The organism is Pseudonocardia alaniniphila, from assembly GCF_022524485.1.
GTDB classification, from domain to species: domain Bacteria; phylum Actinomycetota; class Actinomycetes; order Mycobacteriales; family Pseudonocardiaceae; genus Pseudonocardia; species Pseudonocardia alaniniphila.
Window position 1 is genome coordinate 1 of the sequence record NZ_JAKXMK010000049.1, and the last position, 18,960, is coordinate 18,960.

At 66.2% G+C, this 18,960-nt stretch carries 15 protein-coding genes; 10 read left to right on the forward strand and 5 right to left on the reverse strand.

Going from position 1 to position 18,960, the window contains the following annotated elements:
- Positions 1 to 653: 653 nt before the first annotated feature.
- The 9 genes from MMF94_RS39230 (at position 654) to MMF94_RS39275 (ending at position 11,104) form a co-directional block, all read left to right on the forward strand.
- Positions 654 to 1,229, forward strand: coding sequence for an isochorismatase family protein (locus MMF94_RS39230; RefSeq protein ID WP_241042562.1), 576 nt, complete (start codon positions 654 to 656; stop codon positions 1,227 to 1,229).
- A 94-nt stretch (positions 1,230 to 1,323) separates the two neighbouring features.
- Entirely contained in the window at positions 1,324 to 2,736 is a 1,413-nt protein-coding gene (locus MMF94_RS39235; RefSeq protein ID WP_241042563.1) for an FAD/NAD(P)-binding protein, read from the forward strand.
- Positions 2,737 to 2,985: 249 nt separating this feature from the next.
- Complete coding sequence (locus tag MMF94_RS39240; RefSeq protein ID WP_241042564.1) at positions 2,986 to 3,522, forward strand: YceI family protein; 537 nt, start codon at positions 2,986 to 2,988, stop codon at positions 3,520 to 3,522.
- 58 nt (positions 3,523 to 3,580) lie between these two features.
- The gene (locus MMF94_RS39245; RefSeq protein ID WP_241042565.1) at positions 3,581 to 4,699 is read left to right on the forward strand and encodes an NAD(P)-dependent alcohol dehydrogenase; all 1,119 of its coding nucleotides are present in this window, start codon (positions 3,581 to 3,583) and stop codon (positions 4,697 to 4,699) included.
- Between the two features lie 645 nt (positions 4,700 to 5,344).
- Positions 5,345 to 6,856, forward strand: coding sequence for a GMC family oxidoreductase (locus MMF94_RS39255; protein WP_277398939.1), 1,512 nt, complete (start codon positions 5,345 to 5,347; stop codon positions 6,854 to 6,856).
- A 140-nt stretch (positions 6,857 to 6,996) separates the two neighbouring features.
- Entirely contained in the window at positions 6,997 to 7,833 is an 837-nt protein-coding gene (locus tag MMF94_RS39260) for a LuxR C-terminal-related transcriptional regulator (RefSeq protein ID WP_241042567.1), read from the forward strand.
- Positions 7,834 to 8,109: 276 nt separating this feature from the next.
- Positions 8,110 to 9,312, forward strand: a complete 1,203-nt coding sequence (locus MMF94_RS39265; protein WP_241042568.1) for an aromatic ring-hydroxylating dioxygenase subunit alpha — start codon at positions 8,110 to 8,112, stop codon at positions 9,310 to 9,312.
- On the forward strand, positions 9,309 to 9,821 hold the full coding sequence (locus MMF94_RS39270) for an aromatic-ring-hydroxylating dioxygenase subunit beta (protein ID WP_241042569.1): 513 nt from the start codon (positions 9,309 to 9,311) through the stop codon (positions 9,819 to 9,821). The genes MMF94_RS39265 and MMF94_RS39270 overlap by 4 nt, the downstream gene beginning before the upstream one ends.
- A gap of 74 nt (positions 9,822 to 9,895) precedes the next feature.
- Positions 9,896 to 11,104 carry an MFS transporter gene (locus MMF94_RS39275; RefSeq protein WP_241042612.1) on the forward strand — a complete coding sequence of 403 codons (1,209 nt, stop codon included), beginning with the start codon at positions 9,896 to 9,898 and terminating at the stop codon, positions 11,102 to 11,104.
- A gap of 12 nt (positions 11,105 to 11,116) precedes the next feature.
- Here MMF94_RS39275 and MMF94_RS39280 read toward each other — a convergent pair whose 3' ends face one another.
- The 4 genes from MMF94_RS39280 to MMF94_RS39295 all read right to left on the reverse strand — a co-directional run bounded on the left by MMF94_RS39280 (position 11,117) and on the right by MMF94_RS39295 (position 16,154).
- Positions 11,117 to 12,358 carry an ABC transporter substrate-binding protein gene (locus MMF94_RS39280; RefSeq protein WP_241042570.1) on the reverse strand — a complete coding sequence of 414 codons (1,242 nt, stop codon included), beginning with the start codon at positions 12,356 to 12,358 and terminating at the stop codon, positions 11,117 to 11,119.
- Positions 12,359 to 12,566: 208 nt separating this feature from the next.
- The gene (locus MMF94_RS39285) at positions 12,567 to 13,412 is read right to left on the reverse strand and encodes a carbohydrate ABC transporter permease (protein ID WP_241042571.1); all 846 of its coding nucleotides are present in this window, start codon (positions 13,410 to 13,412) and stop codon (positions 12,567 to 12,569) included.
- Between the two features lie 4 nt (positions 13,413 to 13,416).
- Positions 13,417 to 14,391: a carbohydrate ABC transporter permease gene (locus MMF94_RS39290; RefSeq protein ID WP_241042572.1), complete on the reverse strand. Its 975-nt coding sequence runs from the start codon at positions 14,389 to 14,391 to the stop codon at positions 13,417 to 13,419.
- A 752-nt stretch (positions 14,392 to 15,143) separates the two neighbouring features.
- Positions 15,144 to 16,154 carry a zinc-dependent alcohol dehydrogenase family protein gene (locus MMF94_RS39295; RefSeq protein ID WP_241042573.1) on the reverse strand — a complete coding sequence of 337 codons (1,011 nt, stop codon included), beginning with the start codon at positions 16,152 to 16,154 and terminating at the stop codon, positions 15,144 to 15,146.
- 488 nt (positions 16,155 to 16,642) lie between these two features.
- Here MMF94_RS39295 and MMF94_RS39300 point away from each other — a divergent pair, with 488 nt between their 5' ends.
- On the forward strand, positions 16,643 to 17,779 hold the full coding sequence (locus MMF94_RS39300) for an ABC transporter substrate-binding protein (protein WP_241042574.1): 1,137 nt from the start codon (positions 16,643 to 16,645) through the stop codon (positions 17,777 to 17,779).
- 66 nt (positions 17,780 to 17,845) lie between these two features.
- Here the strand turns inward: MMF94_RS39300 and MMF94_RS39305 are convergent, their stop codons facing one another.
- Positions 17,846 to 18,817: a helix-turn-helix domain-containing protein gene (locus MMF94_RS39305; RefSeq protein WP_241042575.1), complete on the reverse strand. Its 972-nt coding sequence runs from the start codon at positions 18,815 to 18,817 to the stop codon at positions 17,846 to 17,848.
- Positions 18,818 to 18,960: the final 143 nt, after the last annotated feature.

The window sequence follows — 18,960 nt, forward strand, 5'->3', positions numbered from 1 at the left end:
TACCCCTTCGACATGGGGCACTACGACCCACTCGGACAACTCGAGGGCGTGCACGGACTGAGCGAGGAAGACAAGGAGCTCATCCGCAGCCAGACCGCGTCACGACTGCTCAACATCAAGGACTGACACCCGATCGACGCACCAGCGGACACGCCCGCGGTACTCCATCGAGCAGCTCGGGTTCACCCCCTGTCAGCGATCGACCACCGCCCACGTCGCAGATCGTCCAAATCCATGACTAAATTTGCCAGGGCGAGCAGGCGGCGGCCCGACTACCGGAAGCCCCTCACCGAGGCGCGTTCGACGTCTCCGCCGAGACGCGGGCTCACCCGAAATCGCCCGATATGATCGTTCTGACCTGCCGATATGATCTCTCGGCAATCCGATGAAGCTTCCAGCGTCCAGTGACGCTTCGATGAACACACGGCTACTCCGTGGCCGTCCTTACTCCACAACCTTGCGGCGAGTCCAGCCCTGTGATAGTCGTGGAGTATGACTACTTCGGCTCGGTCTCAGGACTCCTGATACCGGCCGAATAGTCAGGCGTCGGCCGCTCAGATCGCCCGATTCATGCCTATTCGTTCCTATTATGGGGAGAAGTCATGTCTGCAAACAGATTCACCGAGCGGCTGACTCGAGACAACGCCGCGTTAGTGCTCGTCGACCATCAGGTCGGCCTCTACAGCGGCGTCCGGGATATCCCGGTCGGCGACCTGAAGCACAACGTCGTGGCGTTGGCCAAGGCCGCCCAGGTGTTGGGGCTGCCGCTGGTGGTCACCACGACCGCGGCAGACAGCATGTGGGGCCCGCTCATCCCGGAACTGGCCGCAGCACTGCCTGCCGACCTCGAGGTGATCGACCGGACCACCGTCAACGCCTGGGACGACGAACGTGTCGTCGGCGCCATCCGGGCGACCGGCCGGAAAAAGCTGATCATCACCGGAGTGTCCACTGAAGTATGTCTGGCGTTGCCGGCGTTGGCCGCGACGGCCGAAGGGTTCGACACCTACGCCGCGATCGACGCGTCGGGAACGTTCTGGCAGGCAAAGAGGGAAGCCGGCTTGGCGCGGATGGCGCAGGCAGGCGTCATCCCGGTCGACTACTCGAACGTGATGGTCGAAATCCTCGCCGACAATGCCCATCCGCTCGCGGCGGACGTCTACGCCGCTCTCGACATGCCCTTCGCCGTGCTCGTGGGCCAGATCGCCGACTCTTACACCAAGCGCTGAACCGGACAGGGTGTCGGTACCCGGGTCAGCCGCTACGCGGTCAGCCCTATCCGCCGACGTGCACATGTCGGGCCCGGGAGGATGGGAGTGCAGTGTGAGTGACGGCGCGGATATCGGTTCGGCGGATCCGGACCGCCTGCAGGCGAGCGTGGCGATCGTCGGCGGGGGTGCGAGCGGCACGCTCGCCGCACTTCACCTGCTGCGCACCAGCAGCGATCCCGGTCTTCGGATCGCACTGTTCGAGGCCGACCCCTGTCGGGGCCATCTCGGCGTCGCCTACGGCACGACCGATCCCCGGCACCTGCTCAACCTCCGCGCGCAGGTCATGAGCGCATTCCCCGACGAGCCCGACCACTTCGCGGATTGGGCCCGGTGCGCCGGGCGCGGGTGGACACCCACCGATTTCCTGCCGCGCATGGTCTACGGCGACTATCTGCGAGACCTGGTCAGCCAGTTCGGTGGCCACCGACTGAGCATCGTGGGCGCCCGGGTGAAGGACATCGCGTCCCGCCAGGGCGGTTTCGAGATCAGCACCGACTGCGCAACCGCCCCGGCCGAGAGCGTCGTTCTCGCCTACGGTGTCTCCGCTCCCCACCGGCTGGCAACCGCAGCAGGTCCGGTCCGCGACGCCTCGTGGCACCTGCAAAGCCCGTGGGATCTCGAAGCCCTGGCTCGCGTGCCCGACGACGCCACCGTCGTTCTGGCCGGCAGCGGCCTCACCGCCATCGACGCGGCCATCACCCTCCTCGAGGACGCCTCCCAACGCCGGGTCGTGATGGTCAGCCGCCGCGGCGAACTCCCCCGCGCCCACCTCGAACAGGTACTCCCCGACTGGCGAACACCCATCCCGACCGGCCCCCTGACCACCGACGGAATCGCCGATCTGGTCTACGACCAGATCGCCGCCGCCCACAACCGTGGCGTCGACTGGCGCGCAGTCCTCGACGGCATGCGCCCGCAATCGCAGTCGATCTGGCGCCGCCTCGACCAATCCCAGCGACGGCGTTTCCTCACCACCTACGAACACACCTGGCACGTGCACCGCAACCGCATGGCCCCCCAGATCGCCGCCCGGATCAGCGCCTACCGCGACACCGGGAGACTCACCCTCCACGCCGGCGGACTCCGGACCGTCGACGACCTGGGCACCCGCTGCCGCGTGCACCTCGCCGACACCACGTTCGAAGCCGACGCACTCATCAACTGCACGGGTCCCCTCAGCGACGTCACGAAGACCACGAACCCGCTCCTACGGGCCCTGCTCGACCGCGGCTCCATCACCCCGGACCCACTCGGCCTCGGCGTCGCATGCACCGAAAGCGGTGAGCTCCTCGACAGCCGCGGCGACGTCGTGCCGGGCATGTACGCCCTCGGCCCACCCACCAGAGGCACCGCCTGGGAAGCCATATCCGTCCCAGAAATCCGCAACCAAGCCGCCCGACTCGCCACGCACCTCACCGGCACCACTGCAGTAAGTCGCACCGCGATGCCCGTCACCGGACAATGAAAAGACGGAACAAACCGACGCAGATCGGCAAACTCCTCAGATGAACGGGTCCGGGTTCGAGCAGCGGCGAAATCCGGCGATTTCGACCCGCTCCTTCCGGAGCTTTTCGTCGTCCGCTCGGACAACACTCCGCTCTCAGCCGGTCGCGAACCGCAGGCCTGGGTGTGTCGATCATTGCGAAAATATTCAGCTGAACAATCATGAGCCGTGACCTCGACGGCCTCATAGGGCCTGCGCGAAGGAGTAACAATGAGCATCGATATTCCCGCCGGTCGGTACGCCCTCGATCCGGTCCATTCGTTCCTCCAGTTCGCCACCCACTTCGTGGGCGCGCGCGTGCGGGGGACGTTCAGGGGGCTGTCCGGCCACCTGGAGATCGCCGAGGATCTCACCAAGTCCTCCGTCCAGGCGCAGATCGACGTGACCACTCTCTCGACAGGCGTCAGCGCGCGTGATGACCACCTGCGCTCGGCGGACTACTTCGACGCGGCGAACCACCCGGTGGCGACGTTCGCATCGAGCGGCCTCGTCCCGGACGGCGACCGGTTCCTGTTGGCCGGCGACCTGACCATCCGAGGCACGACCCGGTCCGTCGAACTCGAGGTGCGATTCTCCGGCGATGGCGAGGACCAGACCGGAGCCTTCCGGATGGGCTTCACCGCGTACGGGCGCGTCTCCCGGTCCGCATTCGGCGTGAACGGCAACGTCTCCAAGGTGGGCGGTCCACTTCTCATCGGTGACACGACCGACATCACCCTCGAGCTCCAGACCACCCGGGAGAGCTGACCCCACATCGGCCCGAGCGGGCCCGCCCCGGTCCGACGAGATTTGGAGCAGTGCGACGATGAGCCGCCGAACCACCGCCATGTTTCTCAGTAGTGCAGGTGCGGAGTTCACCCGCCGCGATCTGACGATCGGCGAACCCGCCGCCGACGAGGTGCTCGTCCGCGTCGAGGCCGTCGGCATGTGCCACGCCGATCTCGCCGTGCAGGCAGGGGAATTCCCCTTCCCACTGCCGGGTGTCGCGGGCCACGAGGCCGCCGGACGTGTCGAGGCCGTCGGGGCCGGGGTGACCTCGGTGCGCCCCGGCGACCGGGTCATGCTGACCTTCGACTCGTGCGGACACTGCGTGTGGTGCGTGTCCGGCGAACCGTCGCGTTGCGTGGAGTTCGTGGCCTACAACTTCACGAACGGTGCGCGCCCGGACGGCACACCCACGTTGTGGGACGGCGATGCGCCGGTGCACGGCAACTTCTTCGGTCAGTCGTCCTTCGCCGACTACGCGCTGACCCGCGAGCGCAACACCATCCGGGTCCCCGATGTGGCGGCCGACGTCGCGTCCGCGGTGCTCGGGCCGCTGGGCTGTGGCATCCAGACCGGGGCGGGGGCGGTGCTCAACACGCTGGCCCCCGAGGCGGGCGGCACGGTGGCCGTCTTCGGGGCAGGCGTGGTCGGGTTGTCGGCGGTGATGGCGGCGGCGATGCTGCCGGTCAGCAAGATCGTCGTCGTCGACGTGCAGGACACGCGCCTCGATGTCGCCAGCGCGCTGGGCGCGACCGATGTCGTCAACTCCCGTACCGAGGACGCTCGCGAGCGGGTCACGGAGATCACCGGTGGCGGCCCGCAGTACCTGGTCGAGAGCAGCGGGGTGCCCGCCGTGCTGGCTCAGGCGATCCAGAGCCTCGCGATCGGCGGCACCGCCGCCGTCGTGGGCGTGCCCCCGTTCGGCGTCACCGCTCCGTTCGACGTGGCCGACCTGGTCAACGGCAGCAAACGCGTCGTCGGCGTCGTCGAGGGACGGAGCAATCCACCGGTCTTCCTGCCGCGGCTGGCCGCGCTGGTGGCGACGGGCCGGCTGCCGGTCGAGAAGCTCGTCGGCACCTTTCCTCTCGACGACATCGAGAAGGCCGCAGCGGCCATGAAGGCGGGCACCACGATCAAGCCGGTTCTCGTGCCGTCATGACCGTCGCACTCGGTCCGGGGCCTGCCCTGGCACACGCATTGCTCGCCTCGGTGGACGAGTGGATGCCGCTATCCGGCAGTCGCCCCCACGGGCCCCGAATCATCGGTCCGAGCCCTGCCGCTCCCCCGCCGGCCGGCTGGCCACGCCCACTGGAGCGGCGTGGCCGGCCGGCGCGGGAGTGATCCCACGTGGTCATCGGCGTCCGGACGGGATACAGGAGAGGAAATGACATCGAATATCACGCTCGAACAACACCTCGAGACCTGCACCGAATGCAGGGAAAGTAGTCGATGCGCTCCGCGAACTCCAGAGTTGCCGGCCGAGGTACCCCCCGAATTCTTGCTGGACGGTCCACCCGACGATGCGGACCTCCTCCTGCAGAGAACACTGCGGCACGTTCGAGCAGGGTCGTCGGTGGTCGAGCACGGACGCCGATCCCTGCCCACCGCGCCTTCGCCGCCGACCTACGCGACAGGACGTTCGCGGATCTCGCGTGACGTCCGCGTGATGCGCGGTGGGCACCTGATCTCGACAGTGGGAGTCCAGGCGGTGCCATCAGCACGGCGCCTCCGCGTGATGCGTGGTCACTACAACATCTGCACGGGAGTCGATTAATTGGTTACTCATTCGGGTCCGTACGACGTGGTGATCGTTGGTGCCGGAACGGCGGGTTGTGTGCTCGCGTCCCGACTGACAGAGGACGCCGGCACGCGGGTACTGCTGGTGGAGGCAGGGAGCCGGGATCCGCTGCCGGCCGCTGCCGATCCCCAGGCATGGCCCTCGTTGGCGGGCACCTCGATGGACTGGGGCGACGTATCCGTGAGTGTGCCCGGCAGCCCGCGGGTGCGGCTGCCGCGCGGGCGCGGTGTGGGTGGGTCCTCGGCGATCAATGCGATGTCGTTCATCCGGGGCCACCGGGCGAGCTATGACGCGTGGGTCGCGGCCGGAGCGACGGGCTGGGGGTTCGACGACCTGCTGCCTTTCCTCAAGCGCAGTGAGCATGTCGAGGGCCGGGACCCTGCCGTGCGGGGCAACGGCGGTCCGTTGCGGCTGTGGCGGGTGTCGCCGCCGCACCCACTGTCGGAGACCATGCTGGAGGCCGCCCGACAGGTCGGTCATCCGCTCGTCAACGACATCGACAGCGGCGTGCAGGAAGGATTCGGCTGGGCGGAGTTCACGATCGTCGACGGCAGGCGACAGAGCGCGGCGGACGCCTACCTGAGGCCGGCGCTGCAACGGCCCAACCTCGATGTCGTCACCGACGCGCTGGTGCACCGGCTCCTCTTCAGCGGCGAGCGATGCACGGGTCTCAAGTACAAGGTCGGCTCGGAGGTCGTCAGCGTGACGTGCGACCGTGACGTCGTGCTGGCAGCCGGTGCGATCGGCTCGCCGCAGCTGCTGATGCGCTCCGGCGTCGGCCCGCAGTCGCACCTGCGCGAGGTCGGTGTACCGATCGTCGCCGATCTTCCCGGGGTGGGCGCGAACCTGCACGACCACCCGCTGACAGGCGTGGTGTACCGATCGCGGCAGCCCGTCGTGGGCAGCGTGGGCAATGGCGGCGGCGAAGCCAAAGGCACGATCCGCACCACCGCCGACGCGGCGTGGCCGGACGTGCAACTGTTCTGCGCGATCGCGCCGATGCTCGGCGACACGGTCCCGGGCCCCGAGCGAGGGGCGGGCTACACCATCGTGGTCGCGATTCTGGCGCCGTTCAGCCGGGGTTCGGTCCGGCTGGCGAGCGCCGATCCGGCTGCGGCGCCGCTCATCGACCCGGCCTACTTCAGCGACAGCCGGGATCTCGACGCCGCGGTGACAGGGCTGCGCGCCGCACGTGATCTGGGAAACGCACCCGCGTTCGCGCCGTGGCGGGGCGAGGAAGCTCAACCCGGCCTCCCGGCGCGTGACGACCACCAGTTGCGCGGCTACGTACGCCGCAGCATGCACACCTACTTCCACTACGCAGGCACCTGCCGCATGGGCACCGACGACCACGCCGTGGTCGACACGGAGCTGCGGGTGCGCGGGATCGAGGGACTGCGTGTGATCGACGCCTCGGTGATGCCGACCCCTGTCAACGCCAACACCAACGCCACGGTCTACGGGATCGCCGAGCGTGCCGCCCACCTTCTCCGTGCCCGAGCGGCCGCGCGGGTCTGAGCACATGTTGAACGACAGTGAACCGTCCAGTGCGCCGACGTACGAAGACGACGCGACCCATGAACCCTCCTCTCTCGGGGCGGCCGCACCGTGGCGAGCGGAACGGCGGCTCGATGCGCCCGGGAGGAATCACCATCCGCATGAGCGGCATTGACTGGCAGGATGTTGCCCTATTCGGTGAGCGGGCCTGCGGCTCGCTCGATCCTGTCACCGTCCAGCGGCGGACATTGCCGGACCTCATTCGCATGCTGCAAGCCGACTCAGGCGCGATCCATCTGATCGATCACCGCTATCGGGGCCTGGTCGCCACAATCAAAGGCGCGCCGGTGAGCATGCTCGCCGACTTCGAGTCGATCTCCCGCCACACGGACGTCTACCGGCAACGGTCGTTCGCCACGCGGTTCCCCGTGCACGACGCCATGATCCACAACGAAGTGGGCGAGCACCAGCAATCTCCGGTGGGCCTCGTCCTGTCGCGGTACGGTTTCGAGCATTGTCTGTTCGCGCTGCTTCTCCGCAACGGCAGGCCGGTGGGGACGGCCACTGTTGCACGACGGACCGGGCGTCCGCCCTTCACTCCGCAAGACTTGACCGTGGCCCACCGGCTCGGCGGCTTCCTCTCGATCGCGCTGGCCAACGCGGTCACCCACGCACGGGGCAGACCGGTGGCGAACCCCTTGACCCCGCCCAGCTGGTCGGACGGCGACACCCATACCCTTCGGCTGGACGGCCTGCAGGCCGGCGACCACGACCCCGCCGTCGGCTCCGGTTGCGATGTCACCGAGGTACTGACCAAGCGCGAACGCGAAGTGCTCGTGCTGGCCATGAGCGGCCTGCAGAACGCCGAGATCGCCATCGACCTGGGGATCGCAACGAACACAGTCAAGCAGCACATGAAGCACATCTTCAACAAGATCGGTGTGCGCTCTCGTCTCGATGCTCTCCGCTACCTTCAGAGCAAGGGCGGCAGACTTTGATCCCTCGCTCGGGAGCTACCCACTGGGCCGCAACCGCCCGCTGCCTCGGAAACATGCCTCTCGGGGGTTATCGCCGTGCTGCATGTAAAGAGATAACGATGAGCCCATGCACAGTCCCGCCGAATCACCACGCCGCCAACGAGGCGCAATAGGTATTCGATAATGCATGCGCTTGCCATCGACCGTGTCCGTTCTCGGCTGATCGAGACCGTTCAGCCCGAATACGGCCGGATTCCGATGTTCATCTACTCCGACCCGGATGTCTATCGGCTCGAGATGTCGACCGTATTCCGAGAGGCGTGGCTGTTCGTCGCCCACGTGTCGGAGCTGCCCGAGGCGGGTTCGTTCGTGGTTCGCGACATGGGCGAGGAGTCGATTATCGTCGCTCGCGGCGACGATCGGACGGTCAGGGTGTTCCTCAACGCCTGCCGGCATCGCGGCATGCGTCTGGCATGTGAGGACTTCGGCTCCACGAACGCGTGGCGGTGCTCGTACCACGGCTTCACCTACGGCAGTAAGGGCGAGTTCCTCGGCACGTTGGTCGGCGCGCCGTATGAGCGAGTCGCGTACCCGGGCGGCCTGGACCGCGACGCACTGCACCTCATCGAGGCGAAGGTCGACATCTACCAAGGACTGGTCTTCGCCACGTGGAGCAAACACCCTCCTCAGCTCGTCAGCTATCTCGGCAATGTCGCCTGGTACCTGGACCTCGTGGTGGGGCGCGCCGAGATGGAAGTCGTGGGGGTCCCCCAGAAATGGGTGGTTCCGACCGGCTGGAAACTGCCGTCCGAGAACTTCACCGCTGACGCCTATCACACAGCCACCGCACACTCGTTCTTGGCGCGGCTGGGACTGGTGGAGAAAGTGGACTTCGGCCGCGACGGCTACCACGTCGACCCTGGTGGTGGGCACGGCCTGGGGGTCGGGGTGCACGGCGACGAGGCGGGCTCGTACTTCCCTGCCGAACTCACGGACGAGTACGCCAGCAGGCTGACTCCTCATCAGCTGAACCTGTTGAAGCGGGTCAAGAATGTCCACGGCAATGTCTTCCCGAACCTCTCTTTCCTGATCCCGAGCTTCATCAACATCGACGGGCGCCTGGTCAGCGGGATGATGTTGCGGTCGTGGCAACCGATCGGCCCGGACCAGACGCAGGTGTGGTCATGGCACCTGGTGGAGAAAAACGCGCCGAACTGGTGGAAGACTCTCGGACGCAAGATGTACACCCAGACCTTCGGTGCGTCCGGCATGTTCGACCAGGACGACACAGAGAACTGGGAAGCCCAGACCCGCAACGCCACGGCGTCGCTCAGCCGGGCGGACGAGGTGTTCCTGCATTACGAGATGGGCCTGGGCATGCAGCCGCTGCAGGACTTCCCCGGCCCGGGGGACGTCTATGACGGCAAGTTCAACGAGGCGGCCGGGCGCACGTTCTACCGCACATGGTTGGACTACCTGGCCGGCCGGGAGTTCGAATGACCGCAACGCCGCCCCGTGTCGACATCGAGACCCGGATGGCGGTCCATGATCTGCTTGTCGACGAAGCAGCATTGCTGGACGCGGGGCGCTACGAGGAGTGGCTGGAGCTCTTCACGGACGATGTCGAGTACGTGGCCCCGATCCGCGTCACTCGCAAGACCGGCAATCCGGACGTGGTCGAGGAAATCTGCTGGTTCGACGACAATCGCCAGTCACTGGAGCTGCGAGTGCGGCGGCTGGGCACCCCCGTCGCATGGGCCGAGGATCCTCGATCGATGACCCGCCGATTCGTCACCAATCTCAGGATCACAGCGAACGAGGACGGCTATCAAGTGGTGGGCAACCTCATGCTCTTCCGTAGCCGAGGCGACCATGGGCGCTACGACCTCATCGTCGGTGAACGCACCGATCATCTGCGGTGGGTGGCGGGCGAGCTGAAAATCAGCAGGCGGCGAGTCCTGCTCGACCAGGCCTCGCTGGGAACGAAAAACCTCGGGATCTTCTTGTGACCGAGACGCAAGATTCGCCGACCCCGCTCACAGCCGATCAGCGCAATTCATTCCTTGCGGCCCTGCTGGGTTGGATGATGGACGCGTTCGACTACTTCGTCGTGGTGTTCGTCTACGCCGACATCGCCGCGGACTTCGGCATCTCGCTGACGCAGGTGGCCTTCATCACCACCGCGACATTGGTGATGCGCCCGGTCGGAGCGACCATCTTCGGGCTGTGGGCCGACCGCATGGGACGTCGCATCCCCCTGCTCGTCGACGTCTGCTTCTACTCCCTCGTCGGGTTCCTCTGCGCGTTCGCACCCAACTTCACCGTGCTGCTGATCCTGCGCCTGCTCTACGGAATCGGCATGGGGGGCGAGTGGGGCCTGGGCGCCGCACTGGCCATGGAAAAGATCCCCGTCCGCCGACGCGGCTTCTTCTCCGGTCTGCTGCAGCAGGGCTACTCCCTGGGCTATCTGCTGGCCTCCCTGGCCTCCCTGATCGTGCTCACCGGTCTCGGCCTGTCCTGGCGCTGGCTGTTCGCCCTGAGCATCATCCCCGCCCTGATCAGCCTGCTGATCAGGGCTCGCGTCCGCGAATCGGAAGTCTGGACCGACACCCGCCGGCAGATGCGGATGGCCAACTCCTCGATCCGCGACGTGCTGCTCAACCCCGCGATCGTCCGCCGCTTCGGCTACCTCATCCTGCTCATGACAGCCTTCAACTGGCTCAGTCACGGCACGCAGGACATCTACCCCACCTTCCTGCAGGCCAAGCACGACGGTGGCGCCGGCCTCCTACCGGGCACCGCCACCGGGATCGCCGTGCTCTACAACGTCGGCGCAACGATCGGCGGGCTCGTCTTCGGCACCCTGTCCGAGCGCTACGGCCGCCGTTACACCATCGCCTTCTGCGCCGTGCTCGGGCTGCCCATCGTGCCGCTGTTCGCCCTCTCCCACACGGCGGGCCTGCTCGCCCTGGGCTCATTCCTCATGCAGGTCATCGTCCAAGGCGCCTGGGGGGTCATCCCCGCCCACCTGACCGAGATGTCCCCCGACGCCATCCGCGGCTTCTACCCCGGCGTCACCTACCAACTCGGCAACTGCCTCGCCGCGTTCAACCTGCCCATCCAGCAAAGCCTCGCCGCGGCCCACGGCTACCCCTACGCCCTGATCATCACGATCGTCCCCGTCCTCTGCGCCGTCGCCGCCCTCACCTTGCTCGGCACCGAAGCAAAAGGCATCCACTTCGGCAAGAACCTCGGCACCGCCACACCCGTTGCCGGCCAGGGAACGCAATGAGGGAAGCCGAGATCAACTCGTCACGGTGGCAATCTGCTGCATGAACTGATCCGCAGCGTTGTCGGGAGCCACCTGACCGAACATCACCTGTTCGTTGAGTTGCTGCAAGATTCCCTGCACTTCGCCGGCACCCCGCGGGGGCAGCGGCGGCGGGGGCGCGATATCGGGCTCGATGTCCTTGAGAAAGGCGGCAGCGCGCTGGTCGGAAGGAGTCAGCTTCCCGAGGATGCGAGCGCGCTCGACCAGATTCACCGGGAGGCCACGCTCGCTGAGCATGAGGTCGGCCACCCGCGGATCGTTGAGCAGGAAATTGATGAATGCAGCGGCCTCCTCCGGATGTTCGGTGCTTGCGCTGGCGGACCAGAACTGAGAGGGCTTGTAGTACATGCCGAGCTTGTCGGTGCCCTGGCCGGGGAAGCGCAACAGTTCCAGGCTACGGCCAGACACCTCCTCCAGTGCGAGCAGCTGGTTGGTCCACGCGGTTCCCATCGCCCCCTGGTGTGTGGAGAACAGTGACCCGTCGATGTCGGCAGCCTCGATCTCCACTGCCTTCGACGCCGGTGGACCTGCGCCCCGATCGATAAAGGCCTGCTGGTACGTCCACCAGTCAACGAGGGTTTCCCGCCTGAATCCGAGATCGCCCTGCTCGTTGAACAGTGCCTCTCCGCGCTGCCTCGCGAAGGTCTCGAAGCTTGTGTCGATCGCCGTGGTCATCTGGTAACCCCAGGTGCCATCAGGAGCGGCCTGAGTGATTCGAGCGGCGACGTCGATCATCTCGTCGTAGGTCCACGTATCGTCGTTCGGCATCGCGACACCTGCATCAGCGAACACCTGCGGGTCGGCAACGACGGCGTGGGCGTTGACACCGATCGGGATGGCGTACATCCGGCCGTCGATCACGCCGGTTCCCATCACTGACTGGTCGAGATCCGTGGTGTCGATGATGTCAGGCGCGTACTCGGACAGATCCAGCAGCGCCCCGCGTTCCGCGTACTCGCGCACGTAACGCGTCTCGTGCTGGAGGATGTCCGGCGCGTTCCCCCCTGCAACGGACGTGGCCAGGCGATCCCAGTAGTCCGCGAAGCCGGTGAAGGTCGGCTGGATGGTGATGCCGGGATGTTCCGACTCGTAGAGGTCGATGATCTTCTGGGTGTACTCGTGCCGGACATCGCTCCCCCACCAGGCGAACTGGAGCGTTACGCCCTCCGAACCCCCACCCGCCCCGCCACCACAGGCCACCGCCAGCAGCGCCACTGTGCCCGCGACGCCGGAGAGCGCGATACGCCAAGGGCGCCGACCCTCCCTTGCAGCGATTCCTGGTCCTACCATCGCCTGACTCCCTCCCTATCGGCCTTGAGCTTGCGCCGTCTGCCGAGATACAGCCGGCAGTCCCAGCAATCCGCGGCGATGGAGACCCGTCGCTGGTGACGTCGCCCCGATCGACTGATCTCGCTCCGTTCGGTCATTTGATCCCCGAAGTTGCGATGCCACGCACGAGGTACCGCTGGCCCGCGAGGAAGAACCCGAAGATCGGGCCGAGCGAAACGATTGACATCGCGAACACCGGACCCCATGGAGTCTGGCTCGTCGCGTCCACGAACGTTCGCAGTGCAACCGGGACCGTGTACATGTCCGGGCCGGTGAGGAAGATGAGCTGGCTGAAGAAGTCGTTCCAGGTCCAGATGAACGTGAAGATCGCCGTCGTAGCCAATGCCGGGAGCGACAGCGGCATGATCACACGCCAGAAGATCCCGAAGTGGCCGCAGCCGTCGATACGCGCCGCCTCGTCGAGCTCCTTGGGCAGGCCGCGGATGAACTGCACCATGAGGAAGATGAAGAACGCGTCCGTGGCGAGCAGTTTGGGGACGATGAGCGGCCAATACGTGTTGATCCAGTCCAGCTGGGCGAACAGGATGTACTGCGGCACGATCACGACATGTATCGGCAGCATGATCGTGCCGAGCATCACCGCGAACCAGAACCGCTTGAACTTGAAGTTCAGCCGGGCGAATGCGTATGCGGCCAGCGAGCACGCCAGCAGATTGCCGATGATGGACCCGACCACCACGATGAGGCTGTTGAGGAGATAGCGGCTGAACGGGCTGTCCAGGGCTGTCCAGCCGGCCACATAGTTCTCCAGTGTGAAGTTCTCGGGGATGAGCCCCGGCGAGGTGAAGATCTCCGGCGTCGGCTTGAACGAGCTCGACAGGAGCCAGATCAGCGGATACAGCATGAACAGCCCGAAGGCCATGAGGCCCGCGTGGGCCAGGTAGCGGGGGCGCCGTCGGGTTCGCGGGGTTGACGTCACTGCATCAGTCGTCGCCATAGAACACCCAGAATTTCGAAGCGAGGAAGTTCACCGCGGTAAATCCAGCGACGATCATCAGCAGCACCCAGGCGAGCGCCGAGGCGTAGCCCATGTCGAAGTTGCCGAATCCCCGCTGATAGAGGTAGAGCGTGTAAAAGAGCGTAGAGTCGGCAGGCCCACCGGTCCCGCCACTGACGATGAAGGACTGCGTGAACGTCTGAAAGGCGCCGATCATCTGCAGGATGAGATTGAAGAAAATGATCGGGCTCAGCAGGGGCAACGTGATGCGCACGAACTGGCGGACCCGGCCGGCGCCGTCGATGGATGCCGCCTCGTAGTACATCCGCGGGATTTGCCTCAAGCCGGCAAGAAAGATGATCATCGGTGAACCGAAGGTCCAGATGTTGAGGATCATCAGCGTGCCCAATGCGTAGTCCGGGTTCGACACCCACCCCGGGGCGTCCTCCCAGCCGAAGAAACCCAGTGCGGCATTCACGAGCCCGTCGGTACCGAAGATCTGACGCCAGAGGATGGCGACCGCGACGCTGCCACCGAGCAGCGACGGCAAGTAGTAGATCGACCGGTAGATGGGTAGCCCCCTGATGCCCTTGTCCAGCACGAGCGCCAGCGCCAGCGCGAACGCCAACTGCAGGGGTACCGACACCAGGACGTAGATGAAGGTGACCTTGAGCGAGGAGTAGAACCGTGGGTCGCTGATCATACGCTGGTAGTTGTCCAGCCCGATCCACGACGGTGTTCCGATGAGGCTGTAGTCGGTGAAGGACAGATAGGCCGACGCCAGAATGGGGCCAACGGTGATGAGCGCCAGGCCTGCGAACCACGGAGCCAGAAAAATGTACGGCGCATACCGCTCCGCCATCGCCGGCAACCGCAGCCGGCGGCGTAGCGGTCGGGGTTCCGGTTTCGTTGAATCGTCGGCCACTGCAACATGTTTCTGATCGCCGCTGATCAAGGACATGACATGAGCCAATCCTTTCGCGGTGCCGGGATCTGCACCCTTCGCATCGGGCGCAGCACTTCGAGTTGGTCGTTTGCCACGGGGCCTTCAGGGTCGCGACCCGCCGCATCGGCTGCGGGGGGACCACCACGTTGCCGCGCCGACATACCCCCATCGAGCCCGCGGCTACCGTTACGGACCGGCCTTGGCCTCCAGGCGATGGCGATGTCTACCCGGACCTCGCCGGTGAGCGCGCTGCAGAACCTCCGCCGGTAGCCGACATAGCGATAGGCCCCGCCACGCCGACGAGCGACGCCTGCGGCAGCCCGAGCGAACGGGCGCCAGGCACAGAAGGCGGCACGGCGCAGTGCCCACCCGAGATGGTCATGAGGAGCTCCTTCGATCGCTCACGGACCCGGGCAGCGTCGCTATGGATCGGGACAGGCCGCTCGGCTCCGGATCATTAGGTCAAACAACACGGACCCCGTCAATGACTCTTGCGGAACTTTGCAGGGCTTTGCATCATGGAGTCATCGGCGGCCGCAGACCCTCCCTGAGGTCTCCTCCTGCGGGTCGACGAGCAGCTACACGCGGCAGAACCCGAGCTCCAAGCGTTTGCACTACCAACAGCAGGGCCGCCCCCACCACTCCGCGGCCGGGTGCTCACTCGCACCGCGGAGATCCTGGAGACGTAGGAGGAGTCGACACCGACCCCCTCGCGCCCTGGCCGTCGACCAACCCGGTTCCGATCACGCGCACGGACGGCAACGCGGTCACATCGTTATCGACACCTTCCCGAAGTGCCCCTGCGTGAGGAGATGGTCAACCGCCTCCTGCGCCTCGCCAAAGGGAAAGACCCGGTCGACCGACGGCCGGAACTTGTGAACGTCAATTGCCCGGCACATATCGGCAGTGTCGTCAATGCTGCCGACAGTGGACCCCACCATGGTGATGTTCTTGGCCATGACCACGACGTTGGGGAATTCCGCACTTTCGCGACCACTCACGAAACCGACACAGGCGATGTGGCCACCGATCCGGGCGGACCGGACCGACTGGGCAAGCGTGTGACCACCGCCGACATCGATGATTGCGTCCGCTCCGCGCCCATCGGTTATGTCCGACACCGCCGTGCTCCATTCCGGGATCCGGCCGTAGTTGATCGTGTGGTCCGCGCCCAGCGCGCGCCCGCGCTCCAACTTGGCGTCCGAGGAGGACGTGAGAACGACCGTGGCTCCGGCCATCTTGGCAAACCCGAGAGCGAAGAGGGATACACCCCCGGTGCCTTGAATCACGACAGTATGTCCGGGCTTCACGCTCGCCTTCGAACAAGCGCGCCACGCCGTCACGCCGGCGCAGCCGAGAGTTGCAGCTTCGACGTCCGACAGATGAGCAGGTGTCGGCACCAGGCAGGCCGACGAGACGCAGACATGGGTCTGCAGCATGCCATCCACCTGGTCACCATGGATGAGCGAGAGACCATCGGCCGTTGGATCGCCGGCCTGCCACTTCGGAAAGAAGGATGGGATCACGCGGTCGCCGATCGAAACATTCGCGACCCCGTCACCGACCTCGACAACTTCAGCACTGGCGTCGGCGAATGGGACCCGCGGCCAGGTCAGGTCAGGCAGCTCGCCGGTCACCACCCCCAGATAATCCTTGTAATTCACACTCGTCGCATGAATGCGCAGCAAAACTTCACCCGCCCGACGGCCGGCCGCGGCACGGGTGATCGGCTTCGACAACCTCCCCGGTTTGTCAATCACATAGGCAACCGATTGCAAAATTCGATTCCTCTCATCGACCCAGGACGATCGCGCGGTCGCTGTCGACCAACCTTGCCGCCCGGCCGCAGCACTCACACGATCTTGACGACGGCACGACCTGGCCGGTCCGAGAACTGGAACATCGAACCCTCGGCCCACCACCCGACACACCACAGAAGATACCCCGGGATGACGCCCCACAGCCGAGGGTCTGCTTGCGCAGCCCTCGTGAAGGAAATACCGTTCCGCTGACGAGAAAATGCCCGCCCCCGAGCCGACCGGCGCGGTCCACTGGGGTGCATCGGTGGGCGGTCATGCCGGCGTTCTGAAATCCGTAAATGACCGCTTCATGACCAGTGATCGTGAGATGGGCGTGCTCCTCCGGAGATGACCGATCAACGCGTATTCGGCAGAAGGTTCGAGCCAGCCCTTCTACGGCCGCGCCTGCCTCGTCACCGGTGGCCTCGGCCGGTCCCGTCCATCCATTGCAGGAACGGCAGTCACTCATGACACAGCACGATCTGGTGCCCGCCACGGCATCGGCCCGGTTCAGGTCGCCGGCGCGGCTGACCCGCCGCAGCTTCCTTGCCGCCGGCGCCTTGTCGGCAACCGCGTTCGTCGCAGCCTGCGGTGGGTCCGCGAGTGCCCCGCCGTCGGGCCGCAGTTCGGAGGTCGACATCTACAGCTGGGCCGACTACTTCGCCCAGGACAACCTCAGTGCGTTCACCGCGGCGACCGGGATCACGCCGAAGATCAGCACCTACGACGACAACGACACCTTGGCCGCGAAGCTGGGCAGCGTGGCCGCCACCGGGTTCGACCTCGTCGTCCCGACGTCGGGCTGGATCCCCTTCTATGCCTCCCGCGGCCAGATCGAGAAGATCGATACCGGCAGGGTCGACCTGTCCACGCTGGATCCCTCGCTGCTGAGCCGCAACTACGACCCGCACAACCAGTACTCGATCCCGAAGGACTGGGGCGTCGTCGGCGTGGTCTACGACCCGCGTGCGGTGGGCGGGAACATCAGCACGTGGCAGGACGTCCTCGACGCAGGCGAGCGCCCGGGGGTGCAGGGCAAGATCCGGCTGTCCGGCTCGGGATGGGAGAACGTCGGGATCGTCATGTGGGTGCGGGGACAGGACTGGAACACCACCGACCAGTCGGTGATCCGCGCCGCGGGCGACCGGCTCAAGGACTGGGCGACCCGGGCGAAACCGCAGCTCGGAGGCACGGAGGTCGACCCCCTCGTGAACGGCTCGATCGTGGTGAGCATGTACGACCAGTCGCAGGCACGGCGCGCGATCATGCAGAACCCCGCCCTGCGCTGGGTGGTGCCGGCGCCGACGAGCGAGCTGTGGGTGGACTGCTACGCGATGCCGAGGGGCGCCCCGCACACCAACGCCGCCTACGCGTTCCTGAAGCACCAACTCACCGAGCAGGCGCAGATCACCGACACCCAGTCGCTCGGATATCCCGCCGCACTCGCCGGTCTGCAACAGAAACTGCCCCCCGGCACCGACCACGCCGACCTGATCTTCGGCGGTCCGGGCCTCGACCTCTCCAAACTCACCAGCTTCGTGGTCAACCCCGACACTGTCACCGTCTACCAGGAGATCCAGACCGAGCTCCGCGCACTCTCCTGACCGAGGGCCCGGATGCGCCCGATGGCCGGGTGCGCCATCGCCTTCTCGGGGAACGGCGCCTCCTCGTCAGGGGGGAGGCATTTCTTCCTCCAGGGTTGCGGAAGCGGATCCTGAGCGGCAACGCTCACGGCGCCAGTTGCCGGGCGTCATCCCGTACTGCCGCCGGAACGCCCGCTCGAACGTCCTGCGGTCGACGAACCCCGCCACAGCCGCGATGTCCGACGTCGCCAGCCGGGCGTGCCTCGGGTCGGCCAGCATCGCCTGTGCGGCGAGCAGCCGTTGCTCGCGCAGGTACGAAGCAGGCGTGGATCCGATTCGTTCGAACAGGGTGTACACGTGGCTGACCGACACGTGGTGCCGCCGCGCCAGCTCGTCCACCTGCAGGTGCGGGTCGGCCAGGTGTTCGCGGACGTGCATCAGCATCATGTCGAGCAGCACCTCCGCCGGGCCGTCGCCGCCGGCTACCGAGGGGACGACGTCTCGCAGCGCCATGGCGAGCAGGTCGATCGCGGCGTGCCCGGCGTCCAGCCGCTGCGGCAGCGTGAGGCCGTCGGCGATCTCGAACAACCGATCGAGGTAGGCGGCCAGCGTGTGCATGGCCGGGGAAGCAGGGTCCATGCTTCGGCCACAGGCCTCGGTGATCTCGGGGGCGCGCAGCGCCAGCAGCTCGCGCGAGAAAGACAAGACGAGATGCCGCGTGTCGGTCTGCGAGACCCACGTGAAGGGAGCGCGCGCCTCGTGCAGAAACCCCATACCGGCCCCCAGCTCGGCGAGGCGGTTGTGCTGGGAAAAGCGGCCCTGGCCGGCCACCTGTACGACGAAGAGCATCCGGTCGTCTTCCGAAGCCGTCGCTGCCATCCGGTCGGTCCGATCCGCCGATCTCGGGCCCGAATGCAGCCGAGAGAGCACCAAGCCCTCGCCCAGGTCCTGCACCGCCATCCGCCCACGGACGCCGGGAGCCGTTCGGACGATCACCGGTATGAAGAACTCACCGGCGACGTCTTCGAACTCCCCACTGGCGAACTCGTGAATCTGCACGGGCCCGAGGCTATCCGCGGTACTGCATGTCGACAATTACCCGCATTCCGATTTGTATGGATAGCGTCATCTGGATACATCATTCACACGTGATCTTCTCGAGTTCTTGTGGACGACCAGGGCTGCGCGGCGTCGAGTTCATC